A 24,808-nucleotide genomic window follows, 5' to 3' on the forward strand; every position below is an offset into this window, starting at 1 on the left:
GGGACCGATGCGAAACACGGTACTCACGTTGGGCCTGACGATCGCCGTCGCCGCCTGCGGACGCGAAGCAGGATACGATGTCGACACTGGCACATTCGGAAATGCGACGCTGAACAACGTTCAGATCATGAATGGCGAGCGCAGCTACTCGCAGATCCTGGCCGAGCGGTTTGCGCGGGAAGTGCCAGACCAGATCAACTTTGCCTTTGACAGCGCCCAGCTGGACGGCACCGCGCAGCAGATCCTGCTGGAGCAGGCGGCCTGGATCAAGCAGTTCCCCGAGGTGCGGTTCCGGGTCTACGGCCACACCGACGCCGTCGGATCACCGGCCTACAACAAGCGCCTCGGTCTGCGCCGGGCACAGGCGGTGGTGGCCTTCTTTGAACGGCAGGGCATCTCGCGCTCGCGCGTCGAAGCCGTTGTTTCCTTTGGAGAAACCCGGCCGTTGATCCAAACGCCGGATCGCGAGCGGCGCAATCGCCGGACCGTCACCGAGGTGGCCGGGTTCTTTGGCCGTCACCCGACGGTGCTGGACGGCAAATATGCCGAAGTGATCTATCGCGAATACATCAGGAGCGCGGAACCGGCATCGCCGATCCGCACCGGCAGCTACACCGAAGGTGTCGAAGCCACCGAGTAACAATAAGCGGAATTGGGCGGCATCGTCGCCCAATTCCCTACAATTGGTTTCTTTCGGCCCAAATCTCGCCCAACTTCCCGGCAAAATTGTCAGCAATTGGTGATCTGCGGGCGGGATTCGACCGCAATCGGGCGATCTCAGGCCAGAACAGTCGAAACGCTGATCCTCTGACCTGCGCTCACGCAACAAGGGATCTGGGATATGAGCAGCGTTACGCCGCAATCCGAAGACAACGCACTCCTCGCCTGCACCGTTAGCCGCGACATTCAGAACTTCGATCTGCTGATCGAGGACATGGAAGCCGTCATGGGCACGAATTGGGGCGATCTCGGCTTTGCCGAGGCGCTGGCCTTTTTCACGCAGCCCGAGGCGGAAACGCTGGAATTCATTGCCCTGGCCATCGACGGCGAGGATGAGAACGATCTGGAACAGATGGGCGAAATCATCGTCCAGGCCAAGGCGCGCAAGATCAAGGTGGTCCTGATCGCCGAGGATGTGACCCCGGCGGCGCTGCATCAGCTGCTGCGCAAGGGCGCCGATGAATTCGTCCCCTACCCCCTGCCCGAGAAGGAGCTGCAGGAGGCCGTCGAGCGGCTGCGTCAGCCCGAACCGGCGGCCGTGGCCCATCGCGCCGCCCCGCAACTCGACTCGGGCCCGTCGAAAGAGGGCGCGCTGCTCGTCGTGCACGGCCTGGCCGGGGGCGTCGGCGCCACGACGCTGGCGGTTAATCTGGCCTGGGAACTGGCGACCGTGACGAAAAAGGACGCCCCCAGCGTCTGCCTGATCGATCTGGACCTGCAATTCGGCACCGTCTCCACCTATCTGGACCTTCCGCGCCGCGAGGCCGTGTTCGAGATGCTGTCCGACACCGGCTCGATGGACGAAGAGGTGTTCGGCCAGGCGCTGCAGAGCTTCGAGGACAAGCTGCAGGTTCTTACCGCGCCCGCCGATCTGGTCCCACTCGACATCATCACGCAGGAAGACGTGCAACGGGTCATCAACATGGCCCGCGCGCATTTCGACTATGTGGTCGTGGACATGCCGACGACCCTGGTGCATTGGTCGGAAACCGTGCTGCAGGCCGCGCATGTCTATTTCGCGCTCATCGAACTGGACATGCGGTCGGCTCAGAACGCGTTGCGCCTGAAGCGGGCGCTGCAATCCGAGGATCTGCCGTTCAACAAGCTGCGCTTTGCGCTGAACCGGGCACCCAAGTTCACCGATCTGACGGGCAAGAGCCGCGTCAAGCGGATGGGCGAGAGCCTGGGCATTTCCATCGACCTGCAGCTGCCCGATGGCGGCAAGGCGGTCCTGCACGGCGGCGATCACGGTCTTCCGCTGGCCTCGTCCGCTGCCAAGAACCCGTTGCGCAAGGAAATTTCGAAGCTGGCGCAATCTCTGCACGCGCTTGGAAACGACGATGCTGAAGCGGCCTGACAACAACCTTAGGGGGATCGAACGTGTTTTCTAGGTACAAGAAGCAGCCGGCGGCTGTACCGGTCGGCACCAAGGACAAGGCCCCCGAGCCCGAAGCGGCCAAGGTCGTGCAGCCCGATGCCAAACCCACAGCCGCGATTCGCAAGCCGATCCAGCTGCGCCCGGCCGAGGCGGCCTCGGCCGACCGCGACCGCAAACGCAAGGAACGGCTGGGCGAACTCAAGGTCGAGTTGCACCGCGAGTTGCTGGAAAACCTGAATCTTGGCGCGCTCGAGCGCGCGTCCGAGGCCGAGCTGCGCGCGGAAATCGGTACCATCGCCAGCGAAATCCTCGAGCAGCGCGGCGTGGTGCTCAACCGCGAGGACCGGGCACAGCTCAACAAGGAACTGTATGACGAAGTCACCGGCCTGGGGCCGTTGGAGACGCTCCTGCAGGACGACTCGGTCAGCGACATCCTCGTGAACGGTCCGCAGCAGATCTTCGTGGAGCGCCACGGCAAGCTGGAAATGAGCGACATCACGTTCAAGGACGAAAAGCACCTGATGCGGATCATCGACAAGATCGTGTCCGCCGTGGGCCGCCGTGTCGATGAATCCAACCCCTATGTCGACGCCCGCCTGGCCGACGGGTCGCGCTTCAACGCCATGGTGCCGCCGATCGCCGTCGATGGTTCGCTGGTGTCGATCCGGAAATTCAAGAAGGACAAGCTGAGCATCGACGACCTGGTGAATTTCGGCGCCTTCACCGAAGAAATGGCTGCCTATCTCCAGGCCGCGGTCGCCACCCGCCTGAACATCATCGTGTCGGGCGGGACGGGCTCGGGTAAGACGACGACGCTCAATGCCCTGTCCAGTTTCATCGACAATTCCGAGCGCATCCTGACCATCGAGGACACGGCGGAACTCCAGCTGCAGCAGACCCATGTGGGCCGGATGGAAAGCCGCCCGCCCAACGTCGAAGGCAAGGGCGAGGTCAGCCCGCGCGACTGTCTGAAAAACGCCCTGCGGATGCGTCCCGACCGGATCATCGTCGGCGAGACGCGCGGCGCCGAGGTGATCGACATGCTGCAGGCCATGAACACCGGCCACGACGGATCGATGACCACGATCCACGCCAACTCGGCCCGCGACGGTATCTCGCGACTGGAAAACATGATCGCGATGGCCGGGATCGAGATGCCGATCAAGGCCGTGCGCAGCCAGATCGCCAGCGCCGTGAACCTGATCGTGCAGGCCAGCCGCCTGCAGGACGGTTCGCGCCGGATGACCTCTGTGACCGAGATCACCGGCATGGAAGGCGACGTGATCTCGATGCAGGAGATTTTCCGGTTCCAGCGCGTCGGCCTGACGCCGGACAACAAGATCATCGGCCATTTCACCGCCACGGGCGTCCGCAGCCACTATTCCGAGCGGTTCCGCCTGTGGGGCTACGATCTGCCGCCGTCCATCTACGAACCCACGACGATGTAAGGAACACGCGATGGAACTCAGCCTCGAGCCGCTCATCTATGGCGCAATCTTCGTGGGCGTTCTGCTGCTGGTGGAAGGCATCTATCTGGTCGCCTTCGGCAAGTCGATCAGCCTGAACAGCCGCGTCAACCGGCGACTGGACATGCTCGACAAGGGCCAGGGCCGCGAACAGGTGCTGGAACAGCTGCGCAAGGAAATGCAGCAGCACATGAAAACCAAGTCGATTCCGCTCTACTCCCTCCTGGCGGAAAAGGCGCAGAAGGCGGCCATCGCCTTCACCCCTTCGCAGCTGATCATGATCATGGCGCTGGTCTCGGTCATGGCCTTTGTCGGGCTCAGCGTGGGGACCAACACCGAAACGCCGCTGCGCATAGCGATCTCGGTCGCGATCGGCATCGGCGCGGTCTACACGTGGGTCAATCACAAGGCCAAGAAACGCATGTCCATGATCGAGGAGCAGTTGCCCGATGCCGTCGAACTGATGGTTCGGTCGCTGCGGGTCGGGCATCCGTTCGTTTCCGCCATTCAGATCGTGGCGAAGGAGGTCGATGATCCGATCGCCACCGAATTCGGCATCATCGCGGATGAAAGCGCCTATGGTCGCGATGTCGGCGAGGCGCTCAAGGAAATGGCGCAGCGGCTCGACATGCAGGATCTGCGGTTCCTTGCGGTCGCCGTGGCCATCCAGCAGCAGTCGGGCGGCAACCTGGCCGAGATCCTGGCCGGCCTGGCCAAGGTGATCCGCGCGCGGTTCCGGCTGTTCCGGCGCGTCAAGGCGATCACCGCCGAGGCGCAGTGGTCGGGCAAGTTCCTGTCGGCATTCCCCGTGGTCTGCCTGCTCGTGATCATGGTCAACGACCCCAACTATTATGACGGCGTCGTCGATCATCCGTGGTTCATTCCGGCCTGCTTCGTGGTGGGGATCATGCTGACGCTGAACCTGATCGTGATGCGCGCGCTCACCAACATCAAAGTCTGAGGGGCCAAGATGGAATATCTGACCAAGATCAACGATTTCCTCACCGAGCATCTCGGTGAGTTCGGCCCCCTCATCGTCGTGGGCATCCTCGGGTTGTTCATGATCCTGCTGACGATCCCGGCGCTGATGAACCAGCGCGAAGACCCGCTGAAAAAGCTTAAGCGGGATGCCGCGCCGAAGGCGAAGTCGAAAAGCAAGAAGGAACAGCTGCGTCAGGCCGGACGGAACGAACAGCTCGAGAAATTCGCCGGGTTCCTCGAACCCAAGGATGTCGAGGAGCTTTCGGCGATGCAGCTCAAGCTGCGCCAGGCCGGCTATCGCTCGAAGGACGCCGTGCGGTTCTTTCATTTTGCCCAGTTCGCCCTCGGGATTCTCGGCCTGATCCTGGGCGTGCTCTTCGTGACCGTGCTTTCGGGCGGGCAGGATTTCGACGGGCAGCAGATCGCCATCCGCGTGATCGTGCCGGCCGTGGCCGGGTATTTCCTGCCGAAGTACTGGATCACCCGCCGGATCGAGACCCGTCGCGAGAACATCACCGCCGGGTTCCCGGACGCGCTCGACATGATGCTGGTCTGCGTCGAAGCGGGCCAGTCGCTGGATCAGTCCATCGTCCGGGTGGCGGCGGAACTGCGCACCTCGTATCCCGACATCGCCGAGGAATTCGAGATCGTCGCGCATGAGATGAAGGCAGGCAAGGAAAAGGACAAGGTGCTTCGCGACATGGGCACGCGATGCGCGGTCCAGGACGTATCGTCCTTCGTGACCGTGATGATCCAGTCGGCGACTTTCGGCACATCGATCGCCGAAGCCCTGCGGGTCTACGCCAGCGAGATGCGCGACAAGCGCGTGATGCGGGCGGAAGAAGCCGCAAACAAGTTGCCAACCAAAATGACCCTCGCCACAATGATGCTTACGGTGCCGCCGCTGTTGATCATCCTTGTGGGACCATCGGCAAAGGGCATCGCGGATCTCGGGAAGATGAGCAACTGAACATGTCCAAGTCGGGTACGAGCAGACCCGCGCAACTGACCACCACGATCAAGGCCATCGCCGTTCTTGCGGCGGTGGCCTCTTGCACGTCCAACGACCTGCCGGACTCGCCCTACCCGCCCGGCCTCGACCCGCGCGGCGAAGACGTGGATCCGCTGCTGGTGGCGCATCGCCTGATGGAATCCGGGGAATACGAACTGGCCCTCACCGCCTTCACCCGCGCGGCACTGGTTCACGGCATGACGCCCGAAGTCGTCACCGGCATGGGCACGGCCAATCTGGGCCTGGGACGTTTGGGGCAGTCCGAAGAACTGCTCAGACGGGCCGTCGAGGAGGAACCGGACTGGCCCGAAGCCTGGAACAATCTCGGCGTGCTCCTGATGGAACAGGAAGAATATCCGGAAGCCGCGCTGGTGTTCCGCAAGGCATTCGCGCTGGACAATGGCGAAAGTGACGCAATACGGGACAATCTTCAGTTAGCTCTCGCAAAAATGGAAAATCCTGTTACCATCCCCGACAAAGCAGAATTCAAATTGGTGCAGCGGGGACATGGCGATTTTGTCCTGCGCAGAACACCATGACAGAGGCAAGAGCAGTAAAGGACGCAAAAAATGCGCCACACTTTCCTGATTCCGGCAATGCTGTGCTGTGGTCTGGCACTGACCGCCTGCAGCGAGGATGGCGAAGAAACCGTCGATCGTGCATTCCAGGACGTGAACGTCATCGACGAAACCAACCTGAACGACGTGATGCTGAGCGTGGCGGACCCGAACGAGGCCGTCGCCTATTTTCAGCGCGCCTCCAGCGAAAACCCCGACCGGGCCGACCTCCAGCGCGGGCTGGCCTATTCGCTGACCCGCGCCAAGCGCAACCCCGAGGCGGTCGCGGCCTGGTCCAAGCTGGTCAAGATGGGCGGCTCGACCACCGAGGACAAGGTGGCCTTTGCCGACGCCCTGATCCGCAACGGCGAATGGAAGCGCGCCGAGGAAATCCTGGATTCGATCCCGCCCACGCATGAGACCTTCCGGCGCTACCGGCTTGAAGCGATGGTGGCCGACGCCAACAAGGACTGGAAGCGGGCCGACACCTTTTACGAGACCGCGGTCGGGCTGACCACACGGCCGGCCGGCGTCATGAACAACTGGGGCTACTCCAAGCTGACGCGCGGCGACTACGCCGAGGCGGAACGGCTGTTCACCGAGGCGATAAAGCACGACAAGTCGCTGTTCACCGCCAAGAACAACCTGGTGCTGGCCCGCGGCGCGCAGCGCAACTATACCATCCCCGTCGTCCCGATGGACCAGACCGAGCGGGCGCTGCTGCTGCACACCATGGCGCTGTCGGCGATCAAGCAGGGTGATGTCGAGACCGGCAAGACGCTGCTGCGCGACGCCGTTTCGACGCATCCGCAGCATTTCGAAGAAGCCGTGAGATCGCTGGAAGCCCTGGAGAGCGCGTAAGGCATGGCGATTCCGGCCTCGGCGGCGCTGTGGTTTCTGCCTTTTGTGCTGCCCATATGCTTTTACGTCGCGTTCACCGATCTGCGCGAGATGAAGATCAAGAACCAGGCCGTGATGGCCCTGGCGCTGGTCTATGTGACCGTCGGTCTTGTCGCCCTGCCCCCCTGGGCCGGCGACTGGCCGGCCGGCAAGATCGGCCCGGTTTCGGTGTCGCTGCCGGTCTATGGCTGGCAGCTGCTGCATCTGGTCGTCATTCTGATCATCGGGTTTCTGCTGAACTACGGCGGCGCGGTCGGGGCCGGCGACGCGAAATTCGCGGCGGCCGCGGCCCCTTTCGTGTGGACGGCCGACCTCCGCCTGGTCCTGGCCATTCTCGCGGCGGGGCTGCTGGGGGCGTTCTGTGCGCATCGGCTGGCAAAACACACAGGCCTGCGCCGGATTGCCCCCGACTGGAAAAGCTGGGAGATGGGAAAGCTGTTTCCCATGGGGCTCACCCTAGCGGGAAGCCTGTTCATCTATTTGATTTTGGGAGCATTTCTGGGAACCTGAGAGATCACCGGCGCGCCCCGGCTCTGCCTTTGTGATGCCACATTGCTGAGCCAGTTTTACCGTCAGAAATCCGTAGAGCTGAATTTTTCCGGCGATCCAGAACGAACGAGCAACGCCATGAACATGCAGACCACCACCGTGATGGCCCCGCCCGCCCCCAAGGGGTTGGCCGAGATGCGCTTGCCGCTGGTCATGATGCGGGACATCCTTCTCAAGACCATCTTCCGGAAAAACGCGAACTTGGTCAGCGAGATTGCCGAGGCGATCTGTCTGCCCTCGTCGGTCACGCAGGAACTGGTGGACATCGCACGTGAACAGAAACTGCTGGAGGCGACGGGCACGCTCAACGCCAACAGCGGCAACGAGATGGGCTATCAGCTGACCGACGCGGGCAAGGCGCGGGCGCTCGACGCGCTGAGCCAGTCCGAGTATTTCGGCGCCATGCCGGTGCCGCTGGACGTCTACAGCGAACAGGTCAAACGCCAGTCGATCCGCAACATCCAGGTCACGCGCAGCCAGCTCATCAACGCCATGGGGCATCTGGTGCTGCCGGACAGCCTGCTGGATCACCTTGGGCCCGCCGTCAGCGCCGGGCGCTCGATCCTGATGTACGGCCCGCCGGGCAACGGGAAATCCTCGATCTCGAACGGCATCCGTGACGCGCTGGGCGATCACGTCTACGTGCCGCGCGCCATCGAATACGCCGGACAGGTCATCACCGTCTATGACCCGATCGTGCACAACAGGATCGAGCAGGAACCGGACGATCCCAACAGCCTGCGCCGCCGCAAGCGGTTCGACACCCGTTACGTGATGTGCGAGCGCCCGACGGTGATCACCGGCGGGGAACTGTCGCTGTCGATGCTCGACCTGGTCTACAACCCGACGGCCCGCACCTATCAGGCGCCGCTGCAGCTGAAATCGACCGGCGGCATCTTCATCGTGGACGACCTTGGCCGCCAGGCCGAACCGCCGCAGGCCCTGATCAACCGCTGGATCGTGCCGCTGGAAGAAGGCAAGGACATCCTGGGCCTGCAGTCGGGCGAGAAGTTCGAGGTGCCCTTTGACACGCTGGTGATCTTTTCGACCAACTTCCACCCGAACGAGATCTTCGACCAGGCGGCGCTGCGCCGGATCTTCTTCAAGATCAAGATCGACGGCCCGAACCAGGAGAACTTCCTCAAGATCTTCGCCATGGTCGCCCGCAAGCGCGGCATTCCGCTGGACGAGTCGGCGCTGGTGCATCTGCTCAAGGTCAAGTACCCGACCATCAACAACGTCTATGCGAATTATCAGCCGATCTTCCTGATCGACCAGATGATCTCGATCTGCGAGTTCGAGGGCATTCCCTATCAGATGAGCCCCGAACTGATCGACCGGGCCTGGGCCAACATGTTCGTGAGGGACGAAGAGATCGTCAGATGATCGGTCTTGCCGGATGCGGCCGCATGGGTGCGCCGATGCTGGCCGCCCTGCGCCGCGCCGGAATCGATGCCCGCGGGTTCGACATCCGCCCGCCTGCCGAGTTCGGCGCGTTGCAGCCCTTCGTGACCGACGATCCCGACGGCTTTGCCGAACCGCTGGAAACCCTGATCACGGTGGTGCGCGACGTTCCGCAGACCGAGGATGTCCTGTTCGAGGCGCAGGGGTTTGCCAAGGCCAAGACCCTGCGCCGCGTCATTTTGTGTTCGACCCTTTCGCCGCGCTATGTCCACGCGCTGCGGGAACGCATCCCCGAACGGATCGTCCTGATCGACGCCCCGATGTCCGGCGCGCAGATCGCCGCGCAGGAGGCGCGGCTGTCGTTCATGCTGGGCGGCCGTACCGAGGATCTCGATGCGGCCCAACCCCTGTTCGACGCCATTGGCGCGCACTTTCACCGGATGGGGGGCTTCGGCGCGGGGATGCAGGCCAAGGTCTTGAACAACCTTCTGGCGGCCGCGAACACGGCCATCACCCGGCTGGTGCTGGACTGGGCGCGGCAGGCCGGGCTGGACGAACGAAGGCTGCTCGACCTGATCCACACGAGCTCGGGCCAGAACTGGTTTGCATCCGGGTTCGACCGGATCGAATTCGCCCGGGACGGGTATGGTGAAGACAACACCATCGGCATTCTGGTCAAGGATGTGGCAAGCGCCCTGGACGCCGCGCCGGAAGGGGCGGAGACCGAAGTGTTCAAGGCGGTTCAGCGGATGTTGCGGACCCTGCCGCCGCGTCCCTAGAGACCGCCCGAAAGGCGGGATACTCTGGCCGCATGACGACGATTCCCGCGCCGATCCGCAACTGGTTTGCCGCCAGGGGCTGGTCCATCCACCCCCACCAGGCCACGCTGTTCGAGCGCGCGCGCGACCCGGCCACCCTGCTGATCGCGCCGACGGGCGGCGGCAAGACCATGGCCGGGTTTCTGCCGACGCTGGCGGAACTGGCCGACGGCCAGCATCAAGGCTTGCACACGCTCTATGTCTCGCCGCTCAAGGCGCTGGCGGCGGACATCAAGCGCAACCTGCGCACGCCCGTCGAAGAGATCGGGCTGCCGATCCGCATTGAAGACCGCACCGGCGATACGTCCCAGACCCGCAAGAAACGCCAACGCGCGGACCCTCCGCATATCCTTTTGACCACGCCGGAGAGTCTGGCGCTGCTGACCTCCTATGAAGACGCCCCGCGCATGTTTGCCGGTCTGGAACGGGTGATCGTCGATGAAATCCACGCGCTGGCCGAAAGCAAGCGGGGCGATCAGCTGATGCTGGCGCTGGCGCGGCTCCAGACCTTGCGCCCTGCCCTGCGGCGCGTCGGATTGTCGGCCACGGTGGAAGACCCCGAAGCGATCGCCGGGTTCCTCGCGCGCCATCCCGACCCCTGCGAGATCGTGCTGGCCGATCCCGGCCCCGACCCGGACATCGCCATGCTTCAGACCGAAGACATGCCGCCCTGGGCCGGCGGCGGCGCGACCTATGCAATTCCGGCGGTGCTGGATGAGATCCGCAAGCACCGGACCACGCTGATCTTTCACAACACGCGGGCGCAGGCCGAGATTTTCTTTCACAACCTGTGGCTTGCCAATGATGACGGCCTGCCGATCGGCATACACCACGGCAGCCTGGACCGGGAACGGCGCGAAAGGGTCGAGGCGGCCATGGTGCGCGGCGAGTTGCGCGCGATCGTGTGCACCGGCTCGCTGGATCTGGGCATCGACTGGGGCGATGTGGACCTGGTGATCCAGATCGGCGCGCCCAAGAACGTCAAGCGTCTGGTCCAGCGGATCGGCCGCGCCAACCACCGCTACAACGCGCCCTCCAAGGCGCTGCTGGTGCCCGCCAACCGCTTCGAAGTGGTCGAATGCGTCGCCGCGCTGGAGGCCGTCAAGGCCCATGCGCTGGATGGCGAGCCGCGCGGGCCGGGGCCGCGCGACGTGCTGTGCCAGCACATCCTGATCGCCGCCGCCGCCGGGCCGTTCCACGCCGATGCGCTGTTTGACGAAATGACCAGCGCCGGCCCGTTCGCCGCACTGACCCGGGCCGAGTTCGACGCCTGCCTCGATTTCTGCGCCACCGGCGGCTATGCCCTGCGCGCCTATGACCGCTGGCAGCGGCTGCAGCAGGGGCCGGACGGGCGGTGGCAGTTGCGCGACCCCCGCGCCGCGCAGAGAATACGGATGAACATCGGCACGATCCAGGACACCGACACGCTCAAGGTCCGGCTCAAGCGCAACCGGGGCGGCAAGCCGCTGGGCGAGGTCGAGGAAGGTTTCGCCGCTTCGCTCACCCCCGGCGACACGTTCCTGATCGGGGGGCAGATCGTCCGCTATGAGGGTCTGCGCGAGATGGTCGTCGAGGTGACGCGCCGCGCCGACCGAAAGCCCAAGATCGCAGTGTTTTCCGGCACCAAATTCGCGACTTCCACGCAACTCTGCGCCCGCATCCTCGACATGTTCGCGCAACCCGACTGGCCGCAGCTGCCGCCGCACACCGCCGACTGGCTGGCGCTGCAGCGCGCGGTGTCGCGGCTGCCCGAGCGGGGGCGCCTGCTGATCGAGAGCTTTCCCAGCGACGGGCGCGAACACATCTGCGTCTACGGGTTCGCCGGGCGCAACGGCCAGCAGACCCTGGGCCTGCTGCTGACGAAACGCATGGAAGAACAGGGGCTTGCGCCGCTGGGATTCGTGGCCACCGATTATGCGACGTTGATCTGGGGACTGGACGAGGTGAGCGACCCGCGATCCCTTCTGGACATCGACGCGCTGCGCGACGGGCTCGACCGGTGGCTTGCCGGCAATGCCGTGATGAAACGCACGTTCCGCGCCAGCGCGACGATCGCCGGGCTGATCGAGCGGAACGTCGGCGGCCAGCGCAGGACCGGGCGGCAGGCGACGTTTTCCTCGGACATCCTGTATGACACGCTGCTCAAATACGACCCCGATCACCTGCTCATGCAGATCACCCGCGAGGAAACCATGCGCGGCTTGGTGGATTTCGGCCGGATCGAAGAAATGATCGGGAGGGTCGGGAACCGGGTCGATCTGGTGCGGCTCGACCGGGTCTCGCCGCTCGCCGCGCCGCTGTTTCTGGAGGTGGGCAAGGTACCGGTACATGGCGAGGCCGAGGAACGGATTCTGGCCGAGGAAAGCGCGAAACTGCTGCGCGAAGCGGGGCTCGCGCCGCTCTGACGCCGCGATTGCGGGTTGCAACCGGCCCGCGCATCGGCCAAAGAACAGATCATGAACGGGTATGCGTTTTCCTTCTTCGGCGAACGGCTGACGGCCCTGGGCTCCGGCGCCCTGTGGTGGCCGGGCCGGGATCTGCTCTGCGTGTCGGACCTCCATCTTGGCAAGTCCGAGCGCCTGGCCCGGCGCGGCGGTGCAGTGCTGCCCCCCTATGACAGCCGGGACACGCTGAACCGGCTGGCCGCCGACATCGAGCGGACCGGCGCCAGGATCGTCGTCTGCCTGGGTGACAGTTTCGACGATCTGGGCGCGGCGCGGCATCTGCCCGAGGCCGACCGACTGGAAATCGCGACCCTGCAGGCTGGGCGGCGGTGGATCTGGATCGAGGGGAATCACGATCCGGGACCGGTAGAAATGGGCGGCGCGCATCTGGACTCCTGGGCCTTCGGGCCGCTGACCTTCCGGCACATCGCCAAACCGGGGGCCAAGGCCGAGATCTCGGGCCACTATCACCCCAAGGCCCGGCTCTGCGCGCGCGGGCGCAGCGTGACGCGGCCGGCCTTTCTGGTGGATCGCGCGCGCCTGATCCTGCCCGCCTATGGCACCTATACCGGCGGTCTGCGCAGCGAGGACCGGGCGCTGAACGCGCTGTTCGGGCCGGATGCGCTGGCCATCGTGACCGGACCCGATCCCCGTCCGATACCGATGCCGCGCTAGATGACGCCGGCCTCCTCCAGCCCCGGGCGGTACCTGCGGCTCACCGGAATCCGGTCGCCGTTGCTCAGGCGCAGAAAGACCTTGCCGCCTTCCCGTTCCGCGCCCTGGATGGCAGCCGCGGCGACCCAGTGAGAGCGGTGGGTGCAAAAACCCGCGACCGGCTCGACCTCGTCGATCGCGTCCCCGAACCGCATCCGGATCGTGAAGACCCCCTCGCTCGTAACCACATCGACGTTGTGATCCCGCACGGTCAGCCGCAGGATCTCGCCCGAAAACCCGTCCGGCAGGCGGCGCAGCAGTCGGGCGCGAACCGGTGCGTTATGGCCCGGTGTGGCCGGGGCCAGATCAGGCAGGCCATGACGGACCGTCAGCAGCCCCGTCGCGAACAGGGCGCCCCACGGCGCCAGCGTGGACAGGTCCGGCGCTGCCGCGCCGCCCGACGCGAAGGAAAGTCGGGTCAGGAGCCACAGGGCCGGCGTGAACAGGGCCGTGATCAGAGCGATGATGGCCACATCCCCGGCTACCCGTCCGGTCGCGCTCCAGCGGGTTCGCACCAGGCCGAGGACGAGTCGCGCCACCGCGATGGCAAGAACGAGCAGGCCCAAACCGAACAGCAAGCGCCTGGGCCAGGGCAGCGCGGCGCCGTGGATCGAGTCGAACACCAAGGCCAGCAGAAGAACGAAGAGAGCGGCAGGGACGACCTGCCACGCCTGGCCGCTCCGGCAGTACTGCGCCACTCGCTCCAACAAAACCCGCATACCCCTCAAGCCACAGATGTCGACCCCGATCGCGAAAAGCAGCACACTTATCGCAGGCCGATTGAAGGGGAACAAACTGAATTTTCGCTTAACCGCCTATGAATACGCCAAAAAGATCGCGCGACGCCCGTCTGGTCGCGCGATCCCCGGTCCAAAGGCCCCGGCGGTGGATGGACCTAGGCCGTCAGCCCCTCGGGTTCCGCCAGCCCGTTGGCGCGGCAGCAGGCGGTCAGGGTGTTGGCAAGCAGGCAGGCAATGGTCATCGGCCCCACGCCGCCGGGAACCGGCGTGATCGCGCCCGCGACCTGCGATGCGCTGGCATAGTCAACGTCGCCCACAAGCCTGGTCTTGCCGTCCCGCTCGATCCGGTTGATGCCCACGTCGATCACGGTGGCGCCGGGTTTGATCCAGTCGCCCGGCACCATTTCCGGCCGCCCGACGGCGGCCACCACGATGTCGGCCCGGCGGACGACTCCGGGCAGATCCTTGGTACGTGAATGGGCGATGGTCACGGTGCAGCTGTCGCCCAGCAGCAGTTGCGCCATCGGCTTGCCGACGATGTTCGAGCGACCGATGACAACTGAATCCATACCGGACAGCGACCCGTGATGGTCCCGCAGCATCATCAGGCAGCCCAGCGGCGTGCAGGGCACCATCGACTTCTGCCCCGTGCCCAGCAGGCCCACATTCGAGATGTGAAACCCATCGACATCCTTGGCGGGGTCGATGGCGTTGATCACCAGATCCTCGTTCATGTGCCTAGGCAGCGGCAGTTGCACGAGGATGCCATGCACGGCGGGATCGTTGTTGAGCTTGTCGATCAGCGCCAGCAGTTCTTCTTCCGGCGTGTCGGCTTCCAGCTTGTGCTCATAGGAGTTCATGCCGACCTCGACGGTCTGCTTGCCCTTTGAGCGGACGTAGACCTGGCTCGCCGGGTCTTCGCCCACCAGAACCACCGCCAGACCGGGGGTGATGTCATGCTCCTGCTTCAGCCGGGCCACATGCTCGGCGACCTGCCCGCGGACCTTCGCGGCAAAGGCTTTTCCGTCGATGATTTGCGCGACCATATTCGATCCCTTCCCTCACTCTCCGCCCGGGTCCATCGACCGCGACCGGCCTTTCATTCAACGCCGATCACGCCTTCTTCGCGGGCGATCGACCAGTCGATCAGAATGCGCCACACCCGCTCGGCCAGATCGGGGTCCAGCCCCTGCCGGCCGGCGCTGACGCGGACGTTCCGGACCACCTCTTCCACCCGGGCCGGTATGCGCGCGGGCAGGCTTTCACCCGGCTTCAGCTCGGCGGCGCGGTCGATGTACCGCGCGCGCCTGACCAGCATTCCGATCAACTCTCGGTCGAGCTTGTCGATCTGCTCCCGCAACTCGCGCATCGTGGCGCAGTCCTGCGGCGGCGTCAGAGGGGTCATTGGAATCTCCTGTGGCCCGGCGTGTCCCGGGCCACGGATGGCTCATTTGGCGGCCTAGAACAAGCCCTCGATCTGACCTGCGTCATTGAGGCGGATCGTCTCGGCGGCGGGTTTGCGCGGCAGGCCGGGCATGGTCATGATTTCGCCGCAGACCACCACGATGAACCCGGCGCCGGCGCTCAGCCGCACTTCGCGCACCGGCACCGAGTGGCCGGTCGGCGCGCCGCGCAGGGTCGGATCGGTCGAGAAGGAATACTGGGTCTTGGCCATGCAGACCGGCAGGTTGCCGTATCCGGCGGCTTCCCAGTCCTTCAGCTGGTTGCGGATCTTCGCATCGGCCAGAACCTCGTCGGCGCGGTAGATGCGCTTGGCGATGGTCTCGATCTTCTGGAACAGCGGCATGTCGTCCGGATAGATCGGCGAGAAATTCGCGGTGCCGGCATCCGCGATCTCGACCACTTTGCGGGCCAGATCCTCGGACCCTTCCGAACCCAGCTCCCAGTGCCGCGAAAGCACCGCTTCGACCCCGTGCTCGGCGCAGTAATCCTTGACCGTCTGGATTTCCGCGTCGGTGTCGGTCACGAAGTGGTTGATGGCGACCACGACCGGCACGCCGAAGGATTTCACGTTCTCGATATGGCGGCCCAGGTTGGCGCAGCCGGAGTTCACGGCCTCGACATTCTCGGCGCCCAGATCGGCCTTGGCCACGCCGCCATTCATCTTCATCGCGCGCACGGTGGCCACGATCACCACCGCCGAGGGCGCGATGCCCGCCTTGCGGCACTTGATGTTCATGAACTTCTCGGCCCCCAGGTCGGCCCCGAAACCGGCTTCGGTCACGACATAGTCGGCGACCTTCAGGGCGGTCTTGGTGGCGATGACCGAGTTGCAGCCATGCGCGATGTTGGCGAACGGGCCGCCGTGCACGAAGGCAGGGTTGTTTTCCAGCGTCTGCACCAGGTTCGGCTGCATCGCGTCCTTGAGCAGCACGGTCATCGCGCCCTCGGCCTTGATGTCGCGGCAATAGACCGGCGACTTGTCACGGCGATAGGCCACGATGATGTCGCCCAGACGCTTCTCCAGATCCTTCAGGTCGGAGGCCAGGCAGAGGATGGCCATGACCTCGGAGGCCACGGTGATGTCATATCCGGCCTCGCGCGGGAAACCGTTCGACACGCCGCCCAGCGAGCAGGTGATCTGCCGCAGCGCCCGGTCGTTCATGTCCACCACCCGCCGCCACACGACGCGGCGCGTGTCGATCTCGCATTCGTTGCCCCAGTAGATGTGGTTGTCGATCATCGCCGACAGCAGCGAATGGGCCGAGGTGATGGCATGGAAATCGCCGGTGAAGTGCAGGTTCATGTCCTCCATCGGCACCACCTGCGCATAACCGCCGCCCGCAGCGCCCCCCTTCATGCCGAAGTTCGGACCCAACGAGGCTTCGCGGATGCAGATCATCGCGTTCTTGCCGATGCGGTTCAGACCGTCGCCCAGGCCCACGGTGGTGGTGGTCTTGCCCTCGCCCGCCGGGGTCGGGTTGATCGCGGTCACGAGGATCAGCTTGCCGTCTTCGCGGTCCTGAACCGAGTCGATGAAGCTCTGGCTGACCTTGGCCTTGTCGTGGCCATAGGGCAGCAGGTCGTCGCTGGCGATCCCCAGCTTGGCGCCGATTTCGAGGATCGGCTTCTTTTCCGCCTCGCGGGCAATTTCGATGTCGGATTTGTAGGCCATTGGGCAAGATCCCTGATTGAAGTCCGTTCGAAACCGACGCCGGGCGTCGGTGCTGCGCAACCCATACCGTCGTGTACCGCCGGGTTAGATATGGATTCCGACATAATCGCGCCACGAAGCGGCGTGGCCCCCGAACTCGGGTATCTGATCGGAAACGGGACCGGTTCAGGGCGCCCAGGGGCGCTGAGCCGGCACGAACAGCCGCATGCGGTCGCCCAGCGCGATCTCGCCCGGCCGCTCGACCCATGCGGTCACGCCGCGACGGTCCTCCGCGGCCGGTTTGAAGGCGGCACCGTGGCCCGGTTCCTCGACCTCGATCTCGCGCCCCGGCAGCACGCAGGGCCGGTTTTCCATGTCCACGGTCAGCGTCAGCCCGCTTGGCCCCTGCAGGCGCGAGGAAGGCGGGACGTGGGTGAAATCCGGGATGCCCTTGACGACGATGCTGGCCCCCAGCAATGCCGGGTCGAGCCGGTCCAGACCCATGTCGCCCGCGATCCCGGCCAACTCCTCGTCCGACAGGATCGTCAGTTGCCGGACGTTGCGGATTTCGGTGCCCCTTTCGTACAGGTCCGTGACCCGTGAACAGGATGGCCGCGTCAGCCCCTCGTGCCGCGCGCCCGCATCCCCGGCAAAGCTTAGCTGCAGCCGGTCCACCGGCCGGGCGCGCAGCGAACCGCCCGCCGCGACATGGCCCAGCCAGACGATCTCACCCACATGGCTGGTTGCGCGCAATGTCGGCATTTCCGCCCCTTCCCGACCGTGACCTGACGTTGTTTCCGGTCACACTAGCGGTCTCGTCGGCAGATGCCAGCCTGAATGCACTGCCCCCGTCACCGACCATCGACGGACCAAGGAAAACCCCGGAACCAGAGGCTGGTTCCGGGGTCCGATCCATCGGGCCTTGCCGGCGCTCAGGCGCTCGGTTCCGGCTCCAAGCCGCCGTCGGGCGGCGTCTTCTTGGGTTTGGTCTTGGGGATCGCGGTGACGCTCGGCGCGCTGCCCTGATCGGGGCTGTCGCTTTCGTCGTCATTCTCGAAGGGCGACTCACCCCTCATCACCCGCTTGATCTCGTCGCCGGTCAGGGTTTCGTATTCCAGAAGCCCCTGTGCCAGACGCTCCCATTCCTCGCTGCGTTCGGTAAGGATCTTGTGGGCGGTCTCATAGCCTTCCTGGATGAAGTGCTTGACCTCTTCCTCGATCAGTTCCTTGGTATGCGCCGACACCGAGAACCCGGCGGCGTTGCCCTGATAGCCCTCATGCGCCTCGGCATAGTCGATATTGCCGACCTTGTCGGACATGCCCCAGCGCATCACCATGGCGCGCGCCAGCTGGCTGGCCTGCATGATGTCGCCGGCCGGACCGTTGGAAACGTGATCCTCGCCGTACTTGATCACCTCGGCGGCCTTGCCGGCCATGGTCATCGCGAGCTTCTGCTTGCACTCGTCCCGGTGATAGTTCAGCCGGTCCATTTCCGGCAGGCTGACCACCATGCCCAGCGCGCCGCCTCGGGGAATGATCGTCGCCTTGTAGACCGGATCGCAGAGCGGCAGGGTCAACCCGACCACCGCATGACCGGCCTCGTGATAGGCGGTCTTTTCCTTCTGGTCGTTGGTCAGCACCATCGAGCGGCGCTCGGCCCCCATCATGACCTTGTCCTTGGCGTTCTCGAAATCTTCCATCGTCACGAAGCGCCGGCCCACGCGGGCGGCCATCAGCGCCGCCTCGTTCACCAGGTTTGCCAGATCGGCGCCCGAGAATCCCGGCGTGCCGCGCGCGATGATGCGCAGATCGACATCCGGCCCCAGCGGGGTCTTGCGGGCATGCACGCCCAGAATCTTCTCGCGGCCCTTGATGTCTGGGTTGGCCACTGTCACCTGCCGGTCGAACCGGCCCGGGCGCAGCAGCGCCGGGTCCAGCACGTCCTTGCGGTTGGTCGCGGCCAGGATGATCACGCCTTCATTGGCCTCGAAGCCGTCCATCTCGACCAGCAGCTGGTTCAGCGTCTGCTCGCGTTCGTCGTTGCCACCACCATAGCCGGCGCCGCGATGGCGGCCCACGGCGTCGATCTCGTCGATGAAGACGATGCAGGGCGCGTTCTTCTTTGCCTGTTCGAACATGTCGCGCACGCGGGATGCACCGACACCGACGAACATTTCCACGAAGTCCGAGCCCGAGATGGTGAAGAACGGCACACCCGCCTCACCCGCGATCGCGCGGGCCAGCAGCGTCTTGCCGGTGCCCGGAGGGCCGACCAGCAGCGCGCCCTTGGGGATCTTGCCGCCGAGGCGCGAGAATTTCTGCGGGTTGCGCAGGAACTCGACGATCTCTTCCAGTTCTTCCTTGGCCTCGTCGATGCCCGCCACGTCGTCGAAGGTCACGCGGCCATGTTTCTCGGTCAGCATCTTGGCCTTGGATTTGCCAAAGCCCATCGCACCGCCTTTGCCGCCGCCCTGCATCCGGTTCATGAAATAGACCCAGACACCGATCAGCAGCAGGAAGGGCAGCAGCGTGATCAGGAAGGACTGGAACCCGGACTGCTGCTGTTTCTCGGCGCGGACGGGGATGTCCTTTCCGATCAGCAGTTGGGTCACTTCGGCGTCGCCGGGCTTGATGGTCACATAGTCGCGCCCGTCATTCGTCCGGTACCTGATCTGCTCGCCATCCAGCGTCACCCGGCTCACGTCGCCCGCTTCTACGGCGGTGACGAATTCGGAATAGGTCTTCTCGTGGCTCTGCAGCGTTCCGCCCGGCCCGCTGAACAGGTTGAAGAGCGCCAGAATCAACAGGAAAAGGACGACCCAGAAGGCGATGTTACGAGCGTTGCCCAAGGAAATACTCCCAAATCATTCGGCAGTGGAGAAGATTGCCAGCTAGACCACTAAAATAGAGATGATTGGCATATGTTCAATGCGATAAAAGGGATGTGTCGAAGTCTTTCGCGCCCGCGCGCAATTCCGCCTGCCAACCGTTGGAGTATCCCGCGAGCGGCGCCGCCAGCAGGTCCGTGCCCCGCCACACGGCGGGCGTGCCCGGCAACGCGGCGCGCGGTCGGCCCGTGGACCGCCAGTCGGGCACCTGGTCGAGCCCGGCTTCGCCCAGGGCGCGCACCTCGGCGCCCTGCTCTGCCGCTCCGGTGACGATCCAGCGCCGGTCCCAGGGCTGCCCGATCGGCGCCGAGATATCGCGGACGGCGTTGTATTCACGGCAGAAACGGGTTGCCGAACCATCCGGCACGTACAGGCATCCGCCCAGAACGCCGGGTGCGCGCGCGGTCACGGCCTCTGTCACCGATTGCACCGCGCCGCGCCGGGGTGGATATGTTCCGCCGCCGATCCAGCGGATGATACCGACGACCAGCCGTCGCTTGATTTCCTCCGGCAACGCCGAGAATCCGCCCCGGTCCACCAACACGTCGCCGCCGTCGAGACGGGTCAGCCGGGCCGCTTCTTGCCGGGTGTAGTGGTCCAGCGCGTCACGGGCTTGTGCCATGTTTTGTGCGACCTCGGCCAATGTCTCGGCCGAAATCCCCAAGGGTTCGAGGCCGGTCAGAGCCTCACGGGCCTTGATGCGGTCGAAGCGGCGGTCCTGATTCGACGGATCCTCGATCCAGTCCAGCCCCCGGTCGCGCAGATACTGTCGCAGGCGCGCCCGGGTGACGCCGAGCATCGGGCGAAGCACCTGCACGCCGTCCTGCTCGCGCGCCATGGGCATCGCGGCCAGGCCGGTCACGCCCGAGGCGCGCGCCAGCCGCATCAGGACCGTTTCCGCCTGATCGTCGGCCGTGTGGCCCAGAACCAGCGCAGGCACCTCGTGCCTTCGCGCCCAGTCGATCAGCAGGCCATACCGCGCCTGCCGGGCCTGATCCTGCAGGTTGCCCGCGCCATCCCAACCCGTCCAGGTCAGGGTTTCGTGCCGCACGCCCAGCCTGGCGCACATCTCGCCCACGAACCGGGCCTCGGCGGCCGATCCCGCCCGCAGGCCGTGATCGACCGTCAGCGCCGTCAAGGCGGTGCCGGTGCCCCCGAGCATGTCGGACAGGATGTGCAGCAAGGCCATCGAGTCGCCGCCGCCGGACACGGCGACCCCCAGGCGCTGCGGCAGCGCGGGCGGCAACCCGGCGCGGATCTGGGCGCAAAGGTCGTCGGAATCCGGGGTCAAGAACAGCCCAGCGCCGCCATCTCCTGGCCGGCATCCGCCACTGCGGTCGAGGATGGAAACCGGACGCCGACCTCGCCCAGCGTGATGCAGGCCTGTTCGGTCTGTCCCAGCCGGCCCAGCGCCGCGCCCAGTTCGAACAAGGCCTCGGGCGCGACCGGCCCCTCGGAATCGCCGGTGAAACTGGCCAGAAAGGCGCGCGCGGCTTCGCGGGTGTCGCCCAGCCCCTCCAGCGCCTGCCCGCGCAGCAGATGCGCTTCGGCCGCCAGGGGGCTGCCGGGATAGTTGATGTCGAAATTGGCCAGCAGATCGGCGGCCTTCTGGTAGTCGCCCTCGCCGAGCGCCTGCGACGCCGCGTCGAATTCGGCCCGTTCACCGATGGCCAGTTCCTCGTCCTGCGCCGGTTCCCGTGGTGCCGGCACGGCGGCGGCCGCCGTGTCCGTCCCGGTGTCGCCGCCCAGCGTGGTCGTCTCGCCCAGTGCGCTCAGATCGCCACCCTCCAGTTCCACCAGACGGAACTCGAGATCACCGATCCGGTTCGTGCCGTCCGCCACGATGGCTTCGATCCGCGCGTTCAGCCGCTCGGTCTGCCGGGTCAGCCGCTGCAACTCGGCCTCGATGGCATCGACCCGCTCCAGCACCGAAGTGCCCGCCAGATTGGGCGAAGGCGATCCGGTGGTCGAGAATTCCCGCTTGAGCCGCTGGATCTCCACATGCAGCACGGTCAGCTCCTGCCGGATATCCGCCAGGGTCTGCTGATCCTGCGCCCCGGCCATACCCGCCGTGGAAACCGCCGCCGCCAGAACCAAAGCCGCAATGCGCATCATCTTACCCCGTGGTCGAACCGGTGAGCACCGTGACGGCGCGGCGGTTCTTGGAATAGCACGCCTCGTCGCTGCAGATCTCGATCGGCCGTTCCTTGCCGTATGAGATCGTGGTCAGCCGGTTGCCCGCAACCCCGCGCGAGATCAGGAACTCGCGCGCGGCGTTGGCGCGGCGCGCGCCCAATGCCAGGTTGTATTCACGTGTGCCCTGTTCGTCCGCATGACCTTCGATATTCGCGGTGAAGTCGGGGTTGGCCATCAGCCATTCCGCCTGCGCCTGCAGCGTGGCCTGCGCCTGCGGCGTCAGCGTCGATTGATCGACGGCGAACAGCACACGGTCGCCCACCGCCTGCTGGAAATAGGCCGGTGAGCGCGGATCGCTGACCGATCCGGGCGCCAGGGCGCCGCCCGCGCCGCCGGCCCCCGCGCCGTTGCCCCAGGACGAGGGGTCGTTGTTGCTGCAGGCGGCCACAAGCGCCACCGCACCCAAAGCCAGGATTTTGCCCAGTATGTTCATTCCAGTTGCCTCATGGTTCCGATTGTTCTTTGCCTTCTTTGTATCACACCGCCCGATCCATGTGAACGCGAACGGGCGGGAATCGCGCCTATTTCTGAAGCGGCGACCATGTGGGGTCGCTGCCCCCGTCCGGGGTGCGGACGGGCTTGAGATTGCGCCCGGAAATGTCCACCGAATAGAGCGAGGACCGCCCCCCCTCGCCCTGCGTTTCCCGCGTGAACATGATGACGCGGCCATTGGGCGCCCAGGTCGGCCCCTCGTCGAGGAACGAGGCGGTCAGCAGACGCTCCTCGCTGCCGTCCACGCGCATCACGCCGATATGGAACCGGCCCTTGTTCTGCTTGGTGAAGGCGATCAGGTCGCCGCGCGGCGACCAGACCGGCGTGCCGTACCGGCCCTGGCCGAAACTGATGCGCTTGGCCTCTCCGCCGCTGGCCGGCATGATGTAGAGCTGCGGCGTGCCCGAGCGGTCGCTTTCGAACACGATCTGGCTGCCGTCCGGGGAAAAGCTGGGCGCGGTCTCGATCGACGGCGCGCTGGTCAGGCGCGCGCTGTTGCCGGTGGTGATGTCCATCTTCCACAGATCGGTGTTGCCGCCCTGCGCCAGGGAATAGAGAACCGTCTGGCCATCCGGCGAGAACCGCGGCGCAAAGCTCATGGTGCCTTCCTGCGTCGGCAGCACCCGGCGTTGCACCTGATTGACATCGAGCACATAGATGCGCGGCGACCCGCTTTCGTAGCTGGTATACAGCAGGCGGTCGCCGGTGGGCGAAAACCGCGGGGCCAGCACGATGGCGGCGCTGTCGGTCAGGTACTGCACGTTCGCGCCGTCGTAATCCATGATCGCCAGCCGCTTGCGCCGCTGGTCCTTGGGCCCGCTTTCCGAGACGAAAGCCACCCGGCTGTCGAAATAGCCGCCTTCGCCGGTGATCCGGCTGTAGACCTGATCGGCCACCTTGTGCGCCATCCGGCGCCAGCCATCGGTGGTGCCGGCGAATTGCAGGCCGTCGCCCAGTTCGGCGCCGGAGAACACGTCCCACACCCGGAACCGGACCGTCAGGCGGTCGCCGGACACGTTGACCGCCCCGGTCACCAGGGCCTGGGCGTTGATGGCCTTCCAGTCGGCGAACTGCACCGGGGCCTCGAAACTCGCCACACGGCTGATATAGGCGTCCGACGGGATCTCGCGGAACAGCCCGGTCCCCGTGAGATCCGCCGCCACCACGCGGGCGATCTGGGTCGCATAGTCGGCCGCCGCCGGGGTGTCGGGCACGAAATCGGGCACCGCGAAGGGCAGCGGCTCGATCACCCCTTCGGTGATCTCGATCCTGAGCGGCGGGTTCTGCGCAAAGGCGGGCATCGCAAGCACCGCCGCACCCAGCAGGAGGCTGGTCAGGTATCTCATCATTTGATCCGCATCCTCTCGGGGTTGAATGTAATCTCGATATTCTGCCACTGGCCATATTTGTCCACCGGCAGGTCGTAGCCGTTCCCGCCGCAGCGGATGATCGCACGCCGGGCGGCGTCGAACGCTTGCCTCGCCGATCCGTCCGAGCCGCCGGAACTGTCCAGCAGGCGGATGCTGTCGCTGACCGGTCTTCCGTCCGGCTGCATCGCCACCGCGACCACGACGGTGGTCTTGAGCGCCTCGGTGGACAGCGATCCGACGTTCCAGCATTTCGACACCGCGATGCGCAGCGCCTCCTTTTCGCCGCCCGTCAAGGGCGGTCCGCTGGGCACCGGGGCGCTTTCCTGGCCGGCCGCCAGCGCCTCGGCCAGGGCGTCGTTGACCGCGGACTCCGTGTTTGCGGCTGCGGGCGGACTGTCGCTCGGCGGCGCGGGCTCGTCCGCCTCGGCCACCTGCTCGGTCGGCCGCGGACGCCGCGACGGCGGGCGCGGCGAGCGGTCGGGGGCCATATCGCGGCTTTGCTCCGCCTCGGTCACGATCTGGTCGGTCGCCTCTTCCGGTGCGGTCTGTTCCTGCTGCTCCTGCGGCGTCTCGGCGCCTTCGTCCTGCGCGACGGGCGGCGTTTCCACGTCGTCCGGCTTGGCTTCGGGCGGCGGCGGCGCGACCGGCTGGGGCGCAACCTTGTCGGCCGGGCGGGGTTTCGGCTTGGGTCCGGGCGGCACCGGCAGCGCGGCCAGTTCCGGTTCGGGTTCGACCAGGGTCGGCGCCACCTCGGTCACTTCCGGGTCGGGCGTGGCCAGCACCGCCTCGGGCTTGCTCTCCGCCTGCGGTTCCGGCGGCGCCACCGGCTCGGGGCGGGCCTGTTCGACCTCGGGCTTTTCGGGAAGGACGGCCTGCTGGTCCGGCTGCTCGGGCTGCTGCAGCGCCGCCGGCGCTTCGGACACGTCCGGAGCCTGGATCGGCGCGGACAGCGCCGCGAATTCCTCGGCCGTGATCACCGACACATCCTGCACCTCAAACGGCAACGGTTCGGATCGGAACGTGCCGCCGAACAAGGCCCATCCGATCAATGTCACATGGGCAAT

At 65.6% G+C, this 24,808-nt stretch carries 23 protein-coding genes; 12 read left to right on the forward strand and 11 right to left on the reverse strand.

The features are described from left to right. The first annotated feature begins 7 nt into the window (after positions 1–7). The 12 genes from AC2FNJ_RS15180 to pdeM all read left to right on the forward strand — a co-directional run bounded on the left by AC2FNJ_RS15180 (position 8) and on the right by pdeM (position 12,904). Complete coding sequence (locus AC2FNJ_RS15180; RefSeq protein WP_496765414.1) at positions 8–640, forward strand: OmpA family protein; 633 nt, start codon at positions 8–10, stop codon at positions 638–640. Positions 641–841: 201 nt separating this feature from the next. Beyond that, complete coding sequence (locus AC2FNJ_RS15185; RefSeq protein WP_496765416.1) at positions 842–2,077, forward strand: CpaE/TadZ family protein; 1,236 nt, start codon at positions 842–844, stop codon at positions 2,075–2,077. 23 nt (positions 2,078–2,100) lie between these two features. Further along, positions 2,101–3,546, forward strand: coding sequence for a TadA family conjugal transfer-associated ATPase (locus tag AC2FNJ_RS15190; protein WP_496765418.1), 1,446 nt, complete (start codon positions 2,101–2,103; stop codon positions 3,544–3,546). Between the two features lie 10 nt (positions 3,547–3,556). Further along, positions 3,557–4,525 carry a type II secretion system F family protein gene (locus AC2FNJ_RS15195; protein ID WP_496765419.1) on the forward strand — a complete coding sequence of 323 codons (969 nt, stop codon included), beginning with the start codon at positions 3,557–3,559 and terminating at the stop codon, positions 4,523–4,525. Between the two features lie 9 nt (positions 4,526–4,534). Further along, complete coding sequence (locus AC2FNJ_RS15200) at positions 4,535–5,515, forward strand: type II secretion system F family protein (protein WP_496765420.1); 981 nt, start codon at positions 4,535–4,537, stop codon at positions 5,513–5,515. Positions 5,516–5,517: 2 nt separating this feature from the next. After that, entirely contained in the window at positions 5,518–6,096 is a 579-nt protein-coding gene (locus AC2FNJ_RS15205) for a tetratricopeptide repeat protein (RefSeq protein ID WP_496765422.1), read from the forward strand. Positions 6,097–6,126: 30 nt separating this feature from the next. Then, positions 6,127–6,975: a tetratricopeptide repeat protein gene (locus tag AC2FNJ_RS15210; RefSeq protein ID WP_496765423.1), complete on the forward strand. Its 849-nt coding sequence runs from the start codon at positions 6,127–6,129 to the stop codon at positions 6,973–6,975. A 3-nt stretch (positions 6,976–6,978) separates the two neighbouring features. Beyond that, positions 6,979–7,524, forward strand: a complete 546-nt coding sequence (locus AC2FNJ_RS15215; protein WP_496765425.1) for a prepilin peptidase — start codon at positions 6,979–6,981, stop codon at positions 7,522–7,524. A gap of 117 nt (positions 7,525–7,641) precedes the next feature. Next, positions 7,642–8,949: a DUF8689 domain-containing protein gene (locus tag AC2FNJ_RS15220; RefSeq protein WP_496765426.1), complete on the forward strand. Its 1,308-nt coding sequence runs from the start codon at positions 7,642–7,644 to the stop codon at positions 8,947–8,949. Beyond that, the gene (locus AC2FNJ_RS15225) at positions 8,946–9,746 is read left to right on the forward strand and encodes an NAD(P)-dependent oxidoreductase (protein WP_496765427.1); all 801 of its coding nucleotides are present in this window, start codon (positions 8,946–8,948) and stop codon (positions 9,744–9,746) included. Before AC2FNJ_RS15220 ends, AC2FNJ_RS15225 begins: the two co-directional genes overlap by 4 nt. 32 nt (positions 9,747–9,778) lie before the next feature. Next, positions 9,779–12,190, forward strand: coding sequence for a ligase-associated DNA damage response DEXH box helicase (locus AC2FNJ_RS15230; protein ID WP_496765429.1), 2,412 nt, complete (start codon positions 9,779–9,781; stop codon positions 12,188–12,190). A gap of 51 nt (positions 12,191–12,241) precedes the next feature. After that, positions 12,242–12,904 (forward strand): ligase-associated DNA damage response endonuclease PdeM, encoded by a 663-nt coding sequence (gene pdeM, locus AC2FNJ_RS15235; protein ID WP_496765430.1) that lies wholly within the window; start codon positions 12,242–12,244, stop codon positions 12,902–12,904. Here pdeM and AC2FNJ_RS15240 read toward each other — a convergent pair. The 11 genes from AC2FNJ_RS15240 to tolA all read right to left on the reverse strand — a co-directional run. Beyond that, a complete protein-coding gene (locus tag AC2FNJ_RS15240; protein ID WP_496765431.1) occupies positions 12,901–13,662 on the reverse strand; it encodes a LytTR family DNA-binding domain-containing protein in 762 nt (253 codons plus the stop codon). The two genes, pdeM and AC2FNJ_RS15240, sit on opposite strands and share 4 nt — an antisense overlap. 176 nt (positions 13,663–13,838) lie before the next feature. Further along, complete coding sequence (gene folD / locus AC2FNJ_RS15245) at positions 13,839–14,729, reverse strand: bifunctional methylenetetrahydrofolate dehydrogenase/methenyltetrahydrofolate cyclohydrolase FolD (protein ID WP_496765432.1); 891 nt, start codon at positions 14,727–14,729, stop codon at positions 13,839–13,841. A gap of 53 nt (positions 14,730–14,782) precedes the next feature. Beyond that, complete coding sequence (locus AC2FNJ_RS15250) at positions 14,783–15,088, reverse strand: chorismate mutase (RefSeq protein WP_496765433.1); 306 nt, start codon at positions 15,086–15,088, stop codon at positions 14,783–14,785. 54 nt (positions 15,089–15,142) lie between these two features. Then, complete coding sequence (locus AC2FNJ_RS15255; protein ID WP_496765435.1) at positions 15,143–16,819, reverse strand: formate--tetrahydrofolate ligase; 1,677 nt, start codon at positions 16,817–16,819, stop codon at positions 15,143–15,145. A gap of 165 nt (positions 16,820–16,984) precedes the next feature. Then, positions 16,985–17,560, reverse strand: a complete 576-nt coding sequence (locus tag AC2FNJ_RS15260) for an MOSC domain-containing protein (RefSeq protein WP_496765437.1) — start codon at positions 17,558–17,560, stop codon at positions 16,985–16,987. Positions 17,561–17,730: 170 nt separating this feature from the next. Continuing rightward, positions 17,731–19,647 carry an ATP-dependent zinc metalloprotease FtsH gene (ftsH, locus tag AC2FNJ_RS15265; protein ID WP_496765438.1) on the reverse strand — a complete coding sequence of 639 codons (1,917 nt, stop codon included), beginning with the start codon at positions 19,645–19,647 and terminating at the stop codon, positions 17,731–17,733. A 76-nt stretch (positions 19,648–19,723) separates the two neighbouring features. Next, positions 19,724–20,977: a tRNA lysidine(34) synthetase TilS gene (gene tilS / locus AC2FNJ_RS15270; RefSeq protein ID WP_496765440.1), complete on the reverse strand. Its 1,254-nt coding sequence runs from the start codon at positions 20,975–20,977 to the stop codon at positions 19,724–19,726. Next, on the reverse strand, positions 20,974–21,798 hold the full coding sequence (ybgF, locus tag AC2FNJ_RS15275) for a tol-pal system protein YbgF (protein WP_496765448.1): 825 nt from the start codon (positions 21,796–21,798) through the stop codon (positions 20,974–20,976). Before ybgF ends, tilS begins: the two co-directional genes overlap by 4 nt. A gap of 4 nt (positions 21,799–21,802) precedes the next feature. Next, positions 21,803–22,315, reverse strand: a complete 513-nt coding sequence (pal, locus tag AC2FNJ_RS15280) for a peptidoglycan-associated lipoprotein Pal (RefSeq protein WP_496765442.1) — start codon at positions 22,313–22,315, stop codon at positions 21,803–21,805. Between the two features lie 88 nt (positions 22,316–22,403). Continuing rightward, the gene (gene tolB / locus AC2FNJ_RS15285; RefSeq protein WP_496765444.1) at positions 22,404–23,723 is read right to left on the reverse strand and encodes a Tol-Pal system beta propeller repeat protein TolB; all 1,320 of its coding nucleotides are present in this window, start codon (positions 23,721–23,723) and stop codon (positions 22,404–22,406) included. Then, a partial coding sequence (tolA, locus tag AC2FNJ_RS15290) for a cell envelope integrity protein TolA (protein WP_496765446.1) occupies positions 23,720–24,808 on the reverse strand: 1,089 nt, incomplete at its 5' end. The genes tolB and tolA, both read right to left, overlap by 4 nt.

Source organism: Ruegeria sp. BHSB196, assembly GCF_059613135.1.

Excerpts from the sequence above, each read along its gene's own strand:
- AC2FNJ_RS15185 (WP_496765416.1), top strand. The coding sequence starts at position 842 with ATGAGCAGCGTTACGCCGCAATCCGAAGACAACGCACTCCTCGCCTGC.
- AC2FNJ_RS15225 (WP_496765427.1), top strand. The coding sequence starts at position 8,946 with ATGATCGGTCTTGCCGGATGCGGCCGCATGGGTGCGCCGATGCTGGCC.
- AC2FNJ_RS15195 (WP_496765419.1), top strand. The coding sequence starts at position 3,557 with ATGGAACTCAGCCTCGAGCCGCTCATCTATGGCGCAATCTTCGTGGGC.
- AC2FNJ_RS15260 (WP_496765437.1), bottom strand. The coding sequence starts at position 17,560 with ATGCCGACATTGCGCGCAACCAGCCATGTGGGTGAGATCGTCTGGCTG.
- ybgF (WP_496765448.1), bottom strand. The coding sequence starts at position 21,798 with ATGCGCATTGCGGCTTTGGTTCTGGCGGCGGCGGTTTCCACGGCGGGT.
- AC2FNJ_RS15200 (WP_496765420.1), top strand. The coding sequence starts at position 4,535 with ATGGAATATCTGACCAAGATCAACGATTTCCTCACCGAGCATCTCGGT.
- AC2FNJ_RS15230 (WP_496765429.1), top strand. The coding sequence starts at position 9,779 with ATGACGACGATTCCCGCGCCGATCCGCAACTGGTTTGCCGCCAGGGGC.
- AC2FNJ_RS15205 (WP_496765422.1), top strand. The coding sequence starts at position 5,518 with ATGTCCAAGTCGGGTACGAGCAGACCCGCGCAACTGACCACCACGATC.
- folD (WP_496765432.1), bottom strand. The coding sequence starts at position 14,729 with ATGGTCGCGCAAATCATCGACGGAAAAGCCTTTGCCGCGAAGGTCCGC.
- AC2FNJ_RS15240 (WP_496765431.1), bottom strand. The coding sequence starts at position 13,662 with ATGCGGGTTTTGTTGGAGCGAGTGGCGCAGTACTGCCGGAGCGGCCAG.
- pdeM (WP_496765430.1), top strand. The coding sequence starts at position 12,242 with ATGAACGGGTATGCGTTTTCCTTCTTCGGCGAACGGCTGACGGCCCTG.
- tolB (WP_496765444.1), bottom strand. The coding sequence starts at position 23,723 with ATGATGAGATACCTGACCAGCCTCCTGCTGGGTGCGGCGGTGCTTGCG.
- AC2FNJ_RS15180 (WP_496765414.1), top strand. The coding sequence starts at position 8 with ATGCGAAACACGGTACTCACGTTGGGCCTGACGATCGCCGTCGCCGCC.
- AC2FNJ_RS15255 (WP_496765435.1), bottom strand. The coding sequence starts at position 16,819 with ATGGCCTACAAATCCGACATCGAAATTGCCCGCGAGGCGGAAAAGAAG.
- AC2FNJ_RS15215 (WP_496765425.1), top strand. The coding sequence starts at position 6,979 with ATGGCGATTCCGGCCTCGGCGGCGCTGTGGTTTCTGCCTTTTGTGCTG.
- AC2FNJ_RS15220 (WP_496765426.1), top strand. The coding sequence starts at position 7,642 with ATGAACATGCAGACCACCACCGTGATGGCCCCGCCCGCCCCCAAGGGG.
- AC2FNJ_RS15210 (WP_496765423.1), top strand. The coding sequence starts at position 6,127 with ATGCGCCACACTTTCCTGATTCCGGCAATGCTGTGCTGTGGTCTGGCA.
- AC2FNJ_RS15250 (WP_496765433.1), bottom strand. The coding sequence starts at position 15,088 with ATGACCCCTCTGACGCCGCCGCAGGACTGCGCCACGATGCGCGAGTTG.
- pal (WP_496765442.1), bottom strand. The coding sequence starts at position 22,315 with ATGAACATACTGGGCAAAATCCTGGCTTTGGGTGCGGTGGCGCTTGTG.